The 14,500-nt window shown below is 72.7% G+C and carries 16 protein-coding genes; 10 read left to right on the top strand and 6 right to left on the bottom strand.

Annotation, left to right across the window (positions count from 1 at the left end):
- Positions 1 to 39: 39 nt before the first annotated feature.
- On the bottom strand, positions 40 to 630 hold the full coding sequence (locus FXF51_RS50445) for a MarR family winged helix-turn-helix transcriptional regulator (protein ID WP_262380414.1): 591 nt from the start codon (positions 628 to 630) through the stop codon (positions 40 to 42).
- 72 nt (positions 631 to 702) lie between these two features.
- On the opposite strand from FXF51_RS50445, the gene FXF51_RS50450 reads away from it, so the two are divergent.
- The 5 genes from FXF51_RS50450 to FXF51_RS50470 all read left to right on the top strand — a co-directional run bounded on the left by FXF51_RS50450 (position 703) and on the right by FXF51_RS50470 (position 6,044).
- On the top strand, positions 703 to 1,872 hold the full coding sequence (locus FXF51_RS50450; protein WP_148441974.1) for a flavin-dependent oxidoreductase: 1,170 nt from the start codon (positions 703 to 705) through the stop codon (positions 1,870 to 1,872).
- Positions 1,869 to 2,321, top strand: a complete 453-nt coding sequence (locus tag FXF51_RS50455; RefSeq protein ID WP_262380415.1) for a DUF3237 domain-containing protein — start codon at positions 1,869 to 1,871, stop codon at positions 2,319 to 2,321. The genes FXF51_RS50450 and FXF51_RS50455 overlap by 4 nt, the downstream gene beginning before the upstream one ends.
- 21 nt (positions 2,322 to 2,342) lie before the next feature.
- Positions 2,343 to 3,944, top strand: a complete 1,602-nt coding sequence (locus tag FXF51_RS50460) for a CocE/NonD family hydrolase (protein WP_148441975.1) — start codon at positions 2,343 to 2,345, stop codon at positions 3,942 to 3,944.
- 223 nt (positions 3,945 to 4,167) lie between these two features.
- The gene (locus FXF51_RS50465; protein ID WP_262380416.1) at positions 4,168 to 4,878 is read left to right on the top strand and encodes a sulfotransferase family protein; all 711 of its coding nucleotides are present in this window, start codon (positions 4,168 to 4,170) and stop codon (positions 4,876 to 4,878) included.
- Positions 4,875 to 6,044, top strand: coding sequence for a glycosyltransferase family 4 protein (locus FXF51_RS50470; protein ID WP_148441977.1), 1,170 nt, complete (start codon positions 4,875 to 4,877; stop codon positions 6,042 to 6,044). Before FXF51_RS50465 ends, FXF51_RS50470 begins: the two co-directional genes overlap by 4 nt.
- Positions 6,045 to 6,063: 19 nt before the next feature.
- Here FXF51_RS50470 and FXF51_RS50475 read toward each other — a convergent pair whose 3' ends face one another.
- The 4 genes from FXF51_RS50475 to FXF51_RS50490 are packed head-to-tail and all read right to left on the bottom strand — an operon-like array spanning position 6,064 to position 10,006.
- Positions 6,064 to 7,272: an FAD-dependent oxidoreductase gene (locus FXF51_RS50475; protein WP_148441978.1), complete on the bottom strand. Its 1,209-nt coding sequence runs from the start codon at positions 7,270 to 7,272 to the stop codon at positions 6,064 to 6,066.
- A gap of 39 nt (positions 7,273 to 7,311) precedes the next feature.
- Entirely contained in the window at positions 7,312 to 8,022 is a 711-nt protein-coding gene (locus FXF51_RS50480) for a maleylpyruvate isomerase family mycothiol-dependent enzyme (RefSeq protein ID WP_222871827.1), read from the bottom strand.
- Entirely contained in the window at positions 8,022 to 8,861 is an 840-nt protein-coding gene (locus tag FXF51_RS50485) for a fumarylacetoacetate hydrolase family protein (protein ID WP_148441979.1), read from the bottom strand. The genes FXF51_RS50480 and FXF51_RS50485 overlap by 1 nt, the downstream gene beginning before the upstream one ends.
- The gene (locus tag FXF51_RS50490) at positions 8,858 to 10,006 is read right to left on the bottom strand and encodes a cupin domain-containing protein (protein ID WP_148441980.1); all 1,149 of its coding nucleotides are present in this window, start codon (positions 10,004 to 10,006) and stop codon (positions 8,858 to 8,860) included. Before FXF51_RS50490 ends, FXF51_RS50485 begins: the two co-directional genes overlap by 4 nt.
- A 75-nt stretch (positions 10,007 to 10,081) precedes the next feature.
- On the opposite strand from FXF51_RS50490, the gene FXF51_RS50495 reads away from it, so the two are divergent.
- Positions 10,082 to 10,846, top strand: coding sequence for an IclR family transcriptional regulator (locus tag FXF51_RS50495; RefSeq protein ID WP_148441981.1), 765 nt, complete (start codon positions 10,082 to 10,084; stop codon positions 10,844 to 10,846).
- Positions 10,847 to 10,919: 73 nt separating this feature from the next.
- Entirely contained in the window at positions 10,920 to 11,189 is a 270-nt protein-coding gene (locus tag FXF51_RS50500) for a hypothetical protein (RefSeq protein WP_148441982.1), read from the top strand.
- 3 nt (positions 11,190 to 11,192) lie between these two features.
- Here the strand turns inward: FXF51_RS50500 and FXF51_RS50505 are convergent, their stop codons facing one another.
- A complete protein-coding gene (locus FXF51_RS50505; protein WP_222871828.1) occupies positions 11,193 to 11,744 on the bottom strand; it encodes a CGNR zinc finger domain-containing protein in 552 nt (183 codons plus the stop codon).
- 119 nt (positions 11,745 to 11,863) lie between these two features.
- Between FXF51_RS50505 and FXF51_RS50510 the strand changes: the two genes are divergently transcribed.
- The 3 genes from FXF51_RS50510 to FXF51_RS50520 all read left to right on the top strand — a co-directional run.
- Positions 11,864 to 12,862 (top strand): nucleoside hydrolase, encoded by a 999-nt coding sequence (locus FXF51_RS50510; RefSeq protein ID WP_148441983.1) that lies wholly within the window; start codon positions 11,864 to 11,866, stop codon positions 12,860 to 12,862.
- Between the two features lie 412 nt (positions 12,863 to 13,274).
- Complete coding sequence (locus tag FXF51_RS50515; RefSeq protein ID WP_148441984.1) at positions 13,275 to 14,096, top strand: helix-turn-helix transcriptional regulator; 822 nt, start codon at positions 13,275 to 13,277, stop codon at positions 14,094 to 14,096.
- Between the two features lie 11 nt (positions 14,097 to 14,107).
- On the top strand, positions 14,108 to 14,500 hold a 393-nt coding region (locus tag FXF51_RS50520), incomplete at its 3' end, for an NADH-quinone oxidoreductase subunit H (protein WP_187415015.1).

A 14,500-nucleotide genomic window follows, 5' to 3' on the forward strand; every position in this document is an offset into this window, starting at 1 on the left:
CGGCCGCACCGCGTGAGCCCAGGCCGCACCGGGTGAGCCTCAGTCGAGCCGGGTGAAGCCCATGGCAGGGCGTTCTCGCAGGATGCGGATGAGCAGGCCGGTCAGTCGCGCGCGCTCGGCCTCGTCGAGCGGCGCGAACCACTCCCCCTCCCGCCTGGCCTGCTCCGCGAACGCCTCCCGCACGGCCTCCTCCCCCGCCCCGGTCAGCGCCACCACCACCGCCCGGCCGTCGCCCGGCACCGGCCCGCGCTCCACCAGCCCGGCCCGCTCCAGCGTGTTGACCGCGTTCGTGACGGCGGAGCGGGACATCGCCGAGATCTCCGCGAGGCGGACCGGCTGGGTGGGGCCCAGCAGCCACAGCTTGAACATCAGCCGGAAGCCGGGCAGCGTCCAGCCGCGGGGCCGGTGGATGCGCGTCTCCAGATCCGTCACGAGCAGGTAGGCGAGCTGGAGCAGGTGGTAGGCCAGCGCGAACGCCTCCGGGTCGGCGGGGGCGGGCATCGCGGCCAGCCGCTCCCGCGCGTACGCGGCGTAGTCGAGGTCGGCCGGGGCGGCTTGACGCGGGTCGGGCGGGGCGGCGTGCGGGAGGTCGGGCGGGAGGTCGGGCGGGCCGGCTTGGGAGCGGTTCACCGGTCAAGTCTTGCGTAGCCGGACACGTACCCGAGATATTGTTTCGGCCATAACAATCTCAGGGGAGGGCCTGTGCGCATCGTCATCGCCGGAGCCGGCATCGGCGGCCTGACCGCCGCACTCAGCCTGCACGCGGCAGGCTTCTCCGACGTGACCGTGCACGAGGCAGCCCGCGAGCTCAAGCCACTCGGCGTCGGCATCAACCTCCTCCCCCACGCCGTACGCGAGCTGACCGAGCTGGGCCTGGCCGACCGGCTGGCCGGGATCGGCGTCGCCACGGCCGAGCTGGCCTACTTCAACCGCTACGGCACGCCGATCTGGTCCGAGCCGCGCGGCCTCGGCGCCGGGTACGCCTGGCCGCAGTACTCCGTGCACCGGGGCCGGCTGCAGTTGCTCCTGCTGGAGGCGGTGGCCGAGCGGCTGGGCGCGGACAGCGTACGGACCGGGAGCAGGATCACCGGCCCTGGCGGGGAGGACCTGCTGATCGGCGCCGACGGCATCAACTCGGCCGTGCGCGCGCACCTGTACCCCGGCGAGGGCCCGCCGCCGTGGAACGGCCTGGTGTTGTGGCGCGGCACCACGTACGGCGAGCCGTTCCTGACCGGCCGGTCCATGATCATGGCGGGCGACGGGACGCAGAAGTTCGTCGCGTACCCCATCGAGACCGGCGAGCGCACCCTGATCAACTGGATCGCCGAGCGCCCGCTCGACGGCGAGCCGCCCGAGCGCGGCAACTGGAACCGCCCGTGCGACCTGGCCGAGGTGGGCAGCCACTTCGCGGACTGGCACTTCGACTGGCTGGACGTGCCGGGGATCATCGCCGGGGCCGAGACGGCCTACGAGTACCCGATGGTGGACCGCGACCCGCTGCCGCGCTGGACGAGCGGGAAGGTCACGCTGCTCGGCGACGCGGCCCACGCGATGTACCCGATCGGCTCGAACGGCGCGTCCCAGGCCATCATCGACGCCCGGGTGCTGGCGTACGCGCTGGCCCGCGGCGACCTGCCCGAGTACGAGCGGCTGCGGCGGCCCGCCACGACGGCGCTGCAGCTGTCGAACAGGGAGATGGGCCCCGAGGTCGTGATGAAGCTGGCGCACGAGCGGGCGCCCGGCGGGTTCGACGACGTCGAGCAGGTCATCCCGCTCGCGGAACGGGCCGAGATCGCGGCCTCCTACAAGCGCACGGCGGGCTTCGACCCGGCCTCGCTGAGCGCGCGGCCGTCCTGGAGCGTCACCCCATGATGAACCTCGAACCGCTGGCCGCCTTTCATGTCGAGCTGGACCCCATCCTCGACCTGGGCGACTCGCCGTGGGGCCGCCGCCGGGTGATCAACATCGTGGGCGGCTCGTTCGACGGGCCCCGGCTGTCGGGCGTCGTGCTGCCCGGCGGCGCCGACTGGCAGGTGGTCCACGCCGACGGCGCGATCAGCGTCGACACCCGCTACACGCTGCGCACCCACGACGGCGCGCTGCTCTACATCTCCACCAGCGGCGTGCGGCACGGCCCGCCCGAGGTGCTCGGCCGGCTCGCGCGGGGCGAGGAGGTGGACCCGTCGGAGTACTACTTCCGGCTGTTCTGCCGTTTCGAGACCGGCGACGAGCGTTACGGCTGGCTGAACCGTACGCTGGCGGTGGCCTCGGCGGCCCGCGCCGCCTCCGCGGTCCGTTATGACGCCTACACCCTGACCTGACCCGACCGGAGAGGCCCCCCGATGCCGAAGCTCGACCGCTCGCCGATGCGCGTCACCGCCGAGTACGACACCCCGATGCCGATGCGCGACGGCACCGTGCTGCGCGGCTCGGTGCACCGCCGCGCCGAGGGCGGGCCGTTCCCCGTGCTGCTGGCGCGCAGCCCGTACGGCGAGGGGCCGTTCCGGGCGATCCCGCTGACGGCGGCGCTGGAGGCGGGGTTCGCGGTGGTGCTGCAGCACTGCCGGGGGCGCGGCGCCAGCGACGGCGAGTTCCGGCCGTGGCTGGACGAGGGCGACGACGGCTACGACACGATCGCCTGGATCAGGTCGCAGCCGTGGTCGAACGGCGAGGTGGTGATGACCGGCATGTCGTACCTGGCAGGCTGCGCCCTCCAGGCGGCGGCCACCCGCCCGCCGGGACTCAAGGCGGTCTACGCGGCGATGACCCCGCACGACTTCCACGACGGCCTGAAGTACCACGGCGGTGCGCTGGCCCTGGGCTCGGCGCTCAACTGGGGCGCGATGCAGGCGGCGCTCGGCCTGATGCACGCCGCCGAGGCGGGCGAGGACGTCGGCGCGGCGTTCGGCGAGCTGCTTCCCGCCATGACGGACCAGGCCGCGGCGGTGCGGACGCTGCCGCTGGAGGCGGTCCGGGGCATCCCGTGGTGGCACGACTGGATCTCCCACCCCGAGCGCGACGCGTTCTGGCAGGGCCTGGGCGAGACGCTGCGGCACGACCGCATCGAGGCGCCGGTCATGCACGTGGCGGGCTGGTTCGACCTGTTCCTGTCCGGCACGCTGGAGAACCACCGCCGGCTGGGCGGCCCGCTGGTGATCGGCCCGTGGTCGCACCTGACGGCGGCCTCGTCCGGCACGGGCCGGCTGGACTTCGGGTTCGCCGCCTCGGCGCCGGCGGTCCAGTTGGAGCAGCGGCAGCTCGCGTTCCTGCAAGGGCGCGACACGGGGCCGGCTGTGAAGATCTTCGTGATGGGCGACGACGTGTGGCGCGACGAGGAGTCCTGGCCGCTGGCCCGCGCCGTCGAGACCCGCTACCACCTGCACGCCGGCGGCCTGCTCTCCGCTGAGCCTCCCGCGCCCGGCGCGGAGCCGGCGGCGTTCACGTTCGACCCGCGCGACCCGGTGCCCACGGCCGGCGGCCCGACCCTGCTGGCCGACCCCACGAACGTGGGCCCGCAGGACCAGCGCGACGTGGAGCGCCGCGCCGACGTGCTCTGCTACACCAGCGAGGCGCTCGAAGCCGATCTGGAGGTGACCGGCCCGGTGACGGTGACGCTGCGCGCGGAGACCTCGGCCGCCGCCACCGACTGGACGGCCAAACTGGTGAACGTGCATCCGGACGGGCGGGCGCTGAGCGTGACCGACGGCATCGTGCGCACCTCGACGCCGTCCGGGACGTACACGATCGACCTGGTGGCCACCAGCCAGGTCTTCAAGGCGGGCCATCGCCTCCGGGTGCAGATCTCCAGCTCCAACTTCCCCCGCTTCGACCGCAACCCGGGTACCGGCCGCCCCGCGGCCTCGGCCACGGAGGCCGATCTGGTCGTCCAGCATCAGCGGGTGTTCCCGGACTCGTGGATCACCCTGCCCGTGGTGCCGCGTTAAGCGCTCGTTCTTCTTCAGGCAATTTCCAGGTAGGGCGGGTACTCTCCCGGGCATGAAGTGGCAGCGCACAATCAACGGGGCGCTGGCGAGGTACACAGGATTCCAGTTCAACCGAGTAGGTAAAGCAGGGCAAGCGGCTACGACGAAGGCGCCGGAAAAGGCTGCGGTCAAACGACCGGAATCGCCTTTCCGGCCGCCGGCGGATCCGAGGACCGATCGTCTCGTGCAGGCGCCGGTGTTCATCATCTCGCCGGTCCGATCGGGCTCGACGCTGCTGCGGGCGATGCTCAACGCTCACCCGGACCTGCATGCTCCGCACGAGCTGCACGTACGCCGGTTGAGAGTGGAATTCGACACCTCGCTGGCGGAGAAGGCCATGGAGGCACTCGGCCACAACAAGGCCGACCTGGAGCACCTGCTCTGGGACCGGGTGCTCCACCGGGAGCTGGTACGCAGCGGCAAGCGGTACATCGTCGAGAAGACGCCCGCCAACGCCTTCGCCTACGAGCGCCTGGCCGCGTGCTGGCCGGCCGCGCGGTTCGTCTTCCTGCTGCGCCACCCCGCCTCGATCGCCTCCTCCTGGTACGAGGCCAGCCCCGGCAAGCGGACCCCGGAGGAGGCCGCCGCCGACGCGCTGCGGTACATGAAGGCGGTGCAGCGGGCCCGCAAGGCCCTGCCCGGCCTGACCGTCCGCTACGAGGAGCTGACCGCGGAGCCCGAGCGCATCGGCCGCGGCATCTGCGAGTTCCTGGACGTCCCGTGGGCGCCCGAGCTGCTGTCCTACGGCACGCCCGACGTCGTGACCAAGGGCCTCGGTGACTGGAAGGACAAGATCCGCTCAGGAACGGTGCAACGCGGACGCGACCTGCCCCGCGCCGAGGAGATCCCTGATGTGCTGAAGGACATGTGCAGGCACTGGGAGTACCTGACGTGAAGATCCGCTACATGCTGCTGCACGCCTACGGCATGGGCGGCACCATCCGCACCGTGGTCAACCAGGCCAACGCGATGGCCGCGGCCGGCCACGACGTCGAGATCGTCAGCGTCGTCCGGCGCAGGAACGAGCCACAGTTCGCGATCGACCCGCTGGTGCGCCTGTCCACGCTGGTGGACCAGCGCGAGGGCGTCACCGCCGACTCCCTGGCACGCAAGGTGTGGCGCCGGGCGCGCGGCAAGATCGTCCCGTACGGGGAGTTCGCGGCCGAGTACTTCACCGAGCGCGTCGAGGCGGCGGTCATCGACTACGTCTCCGGGCTGCGTGACGGCATCCTGGTCACCACCCGGCCCGCGCTCAACCTGATCGCGGCCCGCCGCGCCTCCTCCAGCGTGATCCGCGTCGCCCAGGAGCACATGAACCTGGCCTCCTACCACGAGCGGGTCCGCGAGCAGATCGTCCGTCACTACGGCCGCTTCGACGCGGTGGCGGTGCTGACGGAGACCAGCCGCCGCGAGTACCGCAAGCTGCTGAAGGACACGCCCGTGGTGCGCGTCCCCAACGCGGTGCACATGGACGAGCGCAAGCACTCCGACCAGAGCAACAAGATCGTGATCGCCGTGGGGAGGCTGGTGCCGCAGAAGGGCTTCGACATGCTCATCCCGGCCTTCGCCGCCACCGCGGAGGAGCACCCGGAGTGGAAGCTGCGCATCTTCGGCACCGGCCCGTCCAGGGAACGGCTGCAGAAGCGCATCGACGAGGCCGGCGCGGGCGGCCGGATCAAGCTCATGGGCCGCAGCAACCGCATCCACGAGGAGCTGGCCAAGGCGTCCGTGTACGCGCTCAGCTCCCGGATCGAGGGGCTGCCGATGGCCATGATCGAGGCGATGGGGCACGCGCTGCCGATCGTCGCCTTCGACTGCCCGACCGGGCCCGCCGACGTGCTCACGCCCGGCAAGGACGGGCTGCTCGTGCCGCCGCGCAACGTGCCCGCCATGACCGAGGCGCTGGACCGGGTGATGGGCGATCGTGAGCTGCGGCTGCGCCTGGGGGCCACCGCGGCCGAGACGGCGTACGGGTACACGCCGCACGTCGTGATGCCGCTGTGGGAGAAGCTGTTCACCGCGCTGGCCAACGGGGAACCGCTCGACACCAACGCCCGCTAGGCGGACGCGCCTCCCCCGCTCAGGCCGCCGGGAACATCGGCGGCTCCTGATCGGGGGTGAGCGCGGTCGGCCCGAAGAGCCAGTCCACGTAGCCGTAGTCGTGCACCTCGCGCTCACGCAGCACCTCGTTGCGCCACAACCGCTTCTCGCCGTCGTGGTGCCACAGGCCGCCCCACGCCCGCGCGGTCGTCAGCACGCGCCGGCAGTGCTCGGGACGCACCGCGTTGTACGCCGCCAGCGCCGCGTCCCAGTCACGGCCCGCGCCCTCCACGTGCTCGGACAGCACCCAGGCGTCCTCGATGGCCATGACCGCCCCCTGCGCGAGGTACTGCAGCGGCGGGTGCGCCGCGTCCCCGGTGAGGACGATCCTGCCGGTGACCCAGTTCATGATCGGGTCCCGGTCGAACATCCGCCACCAGCGGTCCCGCCACATCAGCGGCAGCCCCGCGCGCACCTGCCCGCAGGTCCCCTCGAAGGCCGCGTCCAGCTCGTCGGGGGTGCCCCAGTCGGCCTCCCCGGCCAGCGCCTTCGGCGACTCGAACACCGCGACCTGGTTGAACATCTCGCCCTGACGCAGGGGGTACTGCACGAAGTGGCAGCGGGGGCCGACGTAGACGACCACGTCCTTGGTGTGCACGTCGAGGTCGGCGACCCGGTCGATCGGCACGGCGCCCCGGTAGGCCACGTACGCGGAGTTGACCGGCTCGTCGTCGCTGAGGATCCGGCGGGCCACCGAGTGCAGGCCGTCGGCCGCGATGACGACCGCTCCGGGCTCCCGCCCTCCGGCGTGCACGGCGACCGCGCCGCCCGCGGCCTGCTCGTACCCCGTGACCGCGACGTCGGTGACCAGGTCCACCCCCGCCTTCCGGCAGGCGCGCAGCAGCGTGCCGTGCAGGTCGCTGCGGTGGATCACCATGTAGGGGAAGCCGTAGCGCCGCTCCACGTCGTGCAGGTCCAGCCTGGTCAGGACGCTGCCGTCGAGGGCGTCCTTCATGACGATGTTCTCCGGGAGCACGCCGAGCGAGGTGATCTCGTCGAGCAGGCCCCAGCGGTCGAGGATGCGCGTGCAGTTGGGCGCGATCTGCAGGCCCGCGCCGACCTCGCCGAACTCCTGGGCCCGCTCCAGCACCCGCACGCGCAGGCCCTTGCGGGTGAGCGCGAGGGCGTTGGACAGGCCGCCGATGCCGCCGCCCACGACGACCACGTCGACGTCGTTACTGGTCACCATGAGGTGCTCCTTTCATCGTGTCGCGGCGACGGGTGGCCGCTAGAGCCATCGGGGCAGCGGGGGTGCGGGGCGGTCGCCCGGTCCTGGGCCGCGGCCGGAGAGGTAGGCCGCCAGTTCGGCCAGGGTGCCGGTCACTTCGGCAGGGTCGCCGGTGCCTGCGACGGTCCAAGAGCTGTGCACGCCGGTCGCCGTGAGGGTGAGCGCGGGGCCGTCGCCCGCGCCCGACCGCTTGGCGGTGATGTCGTCGATCAGGGAGGTCAGGAAGTCGGCGGGCAGGTCGCCGAACCCCACCCCGGCACCGAGATCGACGGCGTGCACCATGACCTCACGCGCCCGCAGCCAGGCGATCTCCGCCGCCGGCACGGTACGGCCCTGCGCGGTGCGGACCGGCCGGCTCCACTGCCGCTCGTCCAGCTCCGACAGCCGCCGGTCGAGCTGCTCGGCTGAGGCGGCGGCCCAGGACCGCAGCTCGGCCGCCGAGCGTACGGCGCCGGCCTGGATGTCGGCGTCGCGCTGCTCGAACGAGGTGTACATCGGGCGTTCCTCGCCGGTGCGCGCCCAGTGCGCCAGGTTGACCAGCGCGTCGGCGTTGGCGGCGACGTGCGCGACGAGGTGCCGGCCCGTCCAGCCGGTGAGCGCCGTGGGCCGGTCCAGCCGGTCGTCCGGCAGACCGGCCAGCGCGGCGAAGAACGTCCTGCCGCCCTCGGCCATCCAGCGCAGGCTGTCGGCCAGGCTCCGCCGCGCGGCCATCAGGGGGTGACCGGTTCGGCCACGGCCTTGGACTCCGAGCGGCCCAGGCCGGTGATCTCGGTGACCAGGACGCTGCCCTCGGCGAGGTAGCGGGCGGGCTTGCGAGCATGCCCCACCCCTCCCGGCGTACCGGTCGCGATGACATCACCCGGGTTCAGCGTGAGGATCGTGGAGACGTACCGGACCAGCGCGACCGGATCGAAGACCAGGTCCGAGGTGTCGGCCCGCTGCACCACCTCACCGTCCACCTCCCCGGTCAGGGTGAGCGACGGCCGGACGCCCCCGGGCAGCTCGTCGGGCGTGACCAGGTACGGCCCGAACGGCGTGCTCGCCTCCCATGTCTTGCCCTGCAGCCACACCGGCGAGCGGTACTGCCAGTCGCGCATGGTGACGTCGTTCAGCACGGCGAACCCCGCGATGGCCGCCTCCGCCTCGGCCTCATCGGCGCGGCGCACGCGCGCGCCGATGACGACGGCCAGCTCGGCCTCCCAGTCCACCTGATCGGACTCGGGCGGCAGCAGGATCTCGTCGTACGCGCCGATGAGCGCCTCCGGGTACTTGGCGAACAGCGTCGGGTGCGCGGGCAGCTCCCGTCCCATCTCCAGGATGTGCTTGCGGTAGTTCAGCCCGATGCAGACGATCTTGCCGGGCCGGGGCACGACGGGCGCGAACCCGGCGCTCCCGACCGGCTCGCCGTCCGCGCGGGCGGCGCGCTGCGCCCAGTCCGGCTGGGCGAGCAGCTCGCCCACGTCGGCGAGGCCGAGGTCGACGAGGGTGTCCCCGTCCACGCGCACGGCCCTGGTGCGGCCGTCGGCGGTGCGGATGGTGGCGAGCTTCATGAGTTGTTTCCTTCCACTGCGACGCGGTCGAGGTGCAGTGCCTCGAAGACCGGCCCGTCGCTGAACCTGAACAGATCGAGGGCGCCCGAGTCGGAGTCGGACGCCGAGGCTTCCGACTTGGCGGAGAACGGCTGCCAGGACGGCACCACGAACAGGTCGCCGCGGGTCACCGACCACGAGGCGTCGCCGACCGTGACGCGTCCGCTGCCGTCGAAGACCTGGTAGACCGAGGAGCCGGCCTCGCGGCGGGGCGCGGTCTCGGCGCCGGACCTGACGCGGTGCATCTCGGCCCTGATGGTGGGCAGCACGTCGCCGCCGGTGGTGGGGTTGGTGTATCGGACGGCGGCGTGGCCGGGCTCGACCGTCCCCGCGTACCCCTCCGACTCCAGGCCGAGCTGGTCGGCCAGGGCGCGGTCCGTGTCGGCCCAGCGGTAGGCCAGCAGCGGGGTGCCGGGCTGCGGGCCGGGCGCGGAGACGGGGCGCAGGCCCGGGTGCCCCCACAGCCGCTCCGAACGGGAACGGTCCGGGGTGATGCGCTCGGCCTCGGAGATCCGGTCCCTGCCGAACTCGAAGAACTGGGCGTCCACGGCGTACTGGAACGGGATGTCGAGGCCGTCGATCCAGGCCATCGGCTCGGCGGCGCCGTTGTGGTGCGCGTGCCAGGCCCAGCCGGCCTGCGGCAGGAAGTCGCCGCGCCGCATCGGCACCGGGTCGCGTCCGACGACGGTCCACACGCCCTCGCCCTCGACGACGAACCGGAACGCGTGCTGGGTGTGGCGGTGCTCGGGGGCGTCCTCGCCCGGCATGAGGTACTGGATCGCCGCCCACAGCGTGGGCGTGGCGAAGGGCCGGCCGCCGAGCGACGGGTTGGCCAGCGCGATCGCCCGGCGCTCGCCGCCGCGGCCGACGGGCACCAGGTGTCCTGCCTGGCCGGCGAGGGTCAGCAGGCTCTGCCAGCGCCACAGGTGCGGGACGGCCTTGGCACGCGGATGCGGGGGCATCAGGTCGCCGATCTCGGTCCAGAGCGGGATCAGCAGCTCCTGCTCGAAGCCGCGGTAGAGCTCCTCCAGCGCGGGTGACGGCGCCGGCTGGCCGGGGGCGTCCACCACGGCGAGGCGCACGGGACGGTTCGCGGTCTCGGTCATTCTTCTGGCTCCTTCTCGGTGACACGCGTTGCCAGCTTGTAGCCTGGGCGTACCAGAAGAACAGGACATTCTGCTGTGAAGAATCCGCCGAACTATGCCATCCGCAGCGTCGACCACGCGCTGCACCTCGCTGTGCTGCTCCAGGTGGAGGGCCCGCTCAGCGTCGGAGAGGCCGCCGAACGGCTCGGCGTGGCCCCGTCCACCGCGCACCGGCTGCTGGCCATGCTGGTGTACCGCGACTTCGCGGTGCAGCTCGAGGATCGCCGGTACGCGGCCGGTCCCGTGCTCTCGCTGGGCGCCAGCTCCCTGTCGCACACCTCGCGGCTGCGCGCGGTCGCCATGCCGCACCTGTCGGCGCTGGTGGAGCGGGTGCGCGAGAGCGCCAACCTGGTGATCCTTTCCGGTGATCACGTACGGTTCATCGGCACGGTGGAGTGCAGCCAGGCGCTGCGAGTGGGCAACCGCGAGGGCATGGTCTTCCCCGCCCACCTGGCGTCCGGGGGCAAGGTGCTGCTCGCCGACCTGCCGCCCGAGCGGCTCGACGTGCTCTACACCGAGGAGAAGTGGGCCGACCGGCCTGAGCAGCGGCCCAACCTGGCGGCGTTGCGGCGCGAGCTGCGTACGACGCGGGAGCGGGGATTCGCGATCAACGCGGGCCGGACGGAGGCCGGCGTCACCGCCATCGGCCGGGCGGTGCGGGGCGCGGACGGCACGGCCCAGGCGGCGGTGTCGGTGTCGATGCCCGCCACGCGCTTCTCCCGTGACCGGCTGCCCGGCCTGGTCGGCGCGCTGGCCGTGACGGCCCGCGACATCGAGGAGGAGATGCGCGGCACCGCTTGACCATGGATTATTCACATCATCCGGTGACAAACCGCACCTGGATGGCCCCCGCGCCCGCTCCTACGGTCGGGGTATGTCTCTCAGCCGCATCGCCGCCACGGCGCTCCTGGTCGTCTCCCTCAACGCCGCCCCAGCCCGCGCGGACGGCTCGCACGAGTGTTTCTCCGGCTCCCGCACCTGGGACGGCACGTACTTCGAGCTGTCCGCCTCGGGCTGCGACGGGGTGGGCTACTCCCAGGTGACCGTCCTGATCAGGTTCGGTCCCGCCCAGGGCGCCTACTCCTGCGCGAGCGTCTTCTCCTGGAACGGGACCCTGGCCGGGGACCGGTGCGGCCTGCTGTGAGCGTCAGTGCGCGTCGGCCGCCTGCTTCTTGCGCGCCCGGTACGCCGCCGCCTTGATCTTGTTGCCGCACGACTCCATGCCGCACCACTCGCGCCGCCCGCCACGCGACCGGTCGATGAAGACCTTGGTGCACTCGGGGTTCGCGCACTCCTTCATCAGCGGCACGTCGGGCCCGCTGAGCAGCTCGATGGCGTGCCGCGCCACCGTGGACAGCGCCTGCTCAGGGGTGGCCTCCGTCCAGCGTCCGCCGCCGGTGAGCTGGGGCGTCGCGGGCGGGGTGCGGGCGGCCTCGTTCACCAGCGCGAGCGCCTGGCGGTCGTAGCCGTCGCCGGCGAGCCTGGCGGTGATCAGCGAGTAGATGGCCTCCCGCACCGACACGGCCCGCGCGAGGTCGCCCTCCTGGCAGGAGGGTGCCGCGTTGACGAGGCCGCACTCCACGTACCACGCGTCGAGCGTGGCCGGGGCGTCCAGCGTCTCGAAGCGCGCCGTACGGCGGGCGCGCATCGTGCAGGCGAAGTCGAGCGCGGGGTTGCCACACAGGAAGACATGTTTCACATCACCAGTTTGGCAAGTGACGCCGCGTTCGCGCAAACGCCGGGGCCATGAGGGCGAAATGAAACAGCTCCACGTTTGACTGGAGCCCGTCCGGATCACCTCAAACCTCCGGGAAACCCATGAGAAGACTCCTGCTGGCCCTCCTCCTCGCCCTGGCCGCCCTTCCGGCGACCGCGGCCCACGCCCGTCCCCCGGCCGTCATCTTCGACACCGACATGGACTTCGACGACGCCGCCACCCTCGCCTACCTCGCCCAGGAGCACCGGGCGGGCCGCATCGACCTGCGCGCCATCACCGTGACGAACAGCGGCGCCGGCTTACCCGGCCGGGCCGTCAGGCACGCCCGCTGCCTGGCCGAGCGGCTCGGCCTGCGCGGCGTGCGCATCGCCGACGGCTCCGGCACCGGCCCGAACTCCTTCCCCGCCGACCTGCGGCAGCTCTTCGACAGGGTGCTCACCGCCGCCACCCCGGGCTGCGCGGGCGACGAGACGCCGTCGGCGGTCCGCGCGCCGGACCTGATCAGGAAGCTGCTGCGGGACGACCCCGCCACGCAGATCATCGCCACCGGGCCGCTCACCAACCCGGCCGCCGCCCTGCCGCACTCCGCCTCCGTGCTGACCTCCATGGGCGGCGCCGTGCACGTCCCGGGGAACCTGTGCTGCGGCACTCCGCCCGAGTTCGACGGCACGCAGGAGTTCAACTACTGGCTCGACCCCGCCGCCGCGCGGGCCGTGCTCACCGGCAGCCGGGGCGCCGTGCGCATGGTGTCGCTGGACGCCGCCAACGAGGTGCCGATCACCGCCGCCTTCCTGGACCGGCTGGCCGCCGACCACGGCACCCCTGCCGCCGGCACCGTCCTGGAGATCGTCACCCACCCCGAGGTGCTGCCGTTGATCGAACAGAACCTCCTCTACTGGTGGGACCCGCTCGCCGCGATGAGCGCCGTCCGTCCCGGACATGTGCGGTTCACCTACGGGCGTGTGGACGTGGTGCTGAGCGGCCCGTCAGCCGGACGCACGGTCCTGTCGCCGTCGGGCGGCCTCATCCGGTACGGCACGGCCGCCGGAACCGCCGCGTTCGAGCAGCGCTTCCTCGACACCCTCAACGGCCGGCCCTAGATGCGTTGACCCGCGGGGTTGTCGCACCCCTGGCGCCGGCGACCGGCTCGCGGCCTTCTTCCGCGAAGCCGGTCCACCGGCGCCGGGGCTCGCCGTGTCGGTCCCGCGGCGGCCGACCCGGAGTCTCCCGCGTACGCGTGTGCCGCCCGGCAGATCAGCGGCGCGCACGGCGCTGTGCGTCGCCTGCCGGGCCGCGTACCGGGCGCGGGATCAGGAGTTGCAGCCGCAGCTACAGCCGCTGGCGCAGGAGCAGGAGGATCCGTGTCCGCATGAGCAGGATTTCTTCGTCTTTACCGTCATAGTGAATACGTTGCACGGAACGCGGTCTCTCGAACTCGCTGCGAAGCCACAAAGCCCCCGCCCGCGCGGCAGGAAGGTGCGGTCTCGACACGCGACGCGCAGGATGGTGGGTGTGAGGGCCATCCACTCGCTGCCCGCGTGTCCGCGGCCGGCTCCGCTCAAGACCGTCATGCGCGCGTCCGGGCCTGATCTGCGGCCGTACGTGCTGGGCTGGGCAGGCTTCCGCGCCGAGGCGGGAACGGAGCAGCCCACCAGGATGTTGCCGCTCAACGCGGCCACCCTGATCGTCGACTTCACCGGCATGCGCGCGACCCTCACCGGCCCGCGCAGCGCCGTGACGCTCTCACCGCGCCCCCTCTGGCGTCACGGGGTGGCGCTCGGGCTCACCCCCGCCGGCATGGCAGCGCTGCTCGGGACGCCCATGCGCGAGGTGACCGGCGCGATCGCGCCCCTGGAGGACCTGCTCGGGGCCGCCCGCGCCGGGGAGCTGGCCGGACGGCTGGCGGAGCAGGCGAGCTGGGCGGGCCGCTTCGGCGCGCTGGAGCGATGGCTGGCGGACGGGCTGCGCGCCCGCGCCGCGAGCCGGGGCGCACCGGGCGCCGACGGCCTGGTCCTGCACGCCTGGTGGCGGCTCCAGGCCCCGGCGGGGCCGCACACGATCGGGGCGCTGGCCGGCGAGCTGGGAGTCAGCCGCCGTTACCTGGAGCTGGGGTTCCGCCGGGTGGTGGGCCTGACGCCCAAGACGGTGGCCAGGGTCGCCCGCTTCCAGCGGGCGGTGCACGCGCTGACCCGCCCGTCGGCCACGCTGGGCGGGGCCGTCGCGTGCGGTTACGCCGATCAGCCGCATCTCGCGCGCGAGGTCCGGGCGATGGCGGAGCTGACGCCGAAGGAGCTGTTCGCATTGATCCAAGACACCGGACGGCTCACGCGTTAGCGTCCCCGATCATGACGCTCACCGTGGCGTCGGCGGGGGCTCTCGCGGCCGGCCCCACCCTCGCCGACTTCGGCCACGATCCGCTCTGGATCACCATCGTCAAGGCCGTGATGCTGTTCGCCTTCCTGGGGCTCGGGGTCGTTCTCGGGGTCTGGTTCGAGCGCAAGCTGATCTCGCGGATGCAGCACCGCTACGGCCCCAACCGGGCCGGCAGGTTCGGCCTGCTGCAGTCGGTCGCCGACGCGATCAAGATGGGGCTGAAGGAGGACCTCTTCCCGCGGACCGTGGACAAGGTGCTCTACCTGCTGGCCCCGGTCATCATGGTGGTGCCGGCCTTCCTGGCCTTCTCCATCGTGCCGTTCGGGCCGGTCGTGAACCTGTTCGGCGTGCAGACGCCGCTGCAG

The sequence above is a fragment of the Nonomuraea sp. PA05 genome, assembly GCF_008086045.1.
Classification (GTDB): Bacteria; Actinomycetota; Actinomycetes; order Streptosporangiales; family Streptosporangiaceae; genus Nonomuraea; species Nonomuraea monospora.

Bases quoted from the DNA above. Each gene is read 5' to 3' on its own strand.
- FXF51_RS50455 (WP_262380415.1), top strand. From the start codon at position 1,869: ATGATGAACCTCGAACCGCTGGCCGCCTTTCATGTCGAGCTGGACCCC.
- FXF51_RS50460 (WP_148441975.1), top strand. From the start codon at position 2,343: ATGCCGAAGCTCGACCGCTCGCCGATGCGCGTCACCGCCGAGTACGAC.
- FXF51_RS50475 (WP_148441978.1), bottom strand. From the start codon at position 7,272: ATGGTGACCAGTAACGACGTCGACGTGGTCGTCGTGGGCGGCGGCATC.
- FXF51_RS50480 (WP_222871827.1), bottom strand. From the start codon at position 8,022: ATGGCCGCGCGGCGGAGCCTGGCCGACAGCCTGCGCTGGATGGCCGAG.
- FXF51_RS50485 (WP_148441979.1), bottom strand. From the start codon at position 8,861: ATGAAGCTCGCCACCATCCGCACCGCCGACGGCCGCACCAGGGCCGTG.
- FXF51_RS50490 (WP_148441980.1), bottom strand. From the start codon at position 10,006: ATGACCGAGACCGCGAACCGTCCCGTGCGCCTCGCCGTGGTGGACGCC.
- FXF51_RS50500 (WP_148441982.1), top strand. From the start codon at position 10,920: ATGTCTCTCAGCCGCATCGCCGCCACGGCGCTCCTGGTCGTCTCCCTC.
- FXF51_RS50510 (WP_148441983.1), top strand. From the start codon at position 11,864: ATGAGAAGACTCCTGCTGGCCCTCCTCCTCGCCCTGGCCGCCCTTCCG.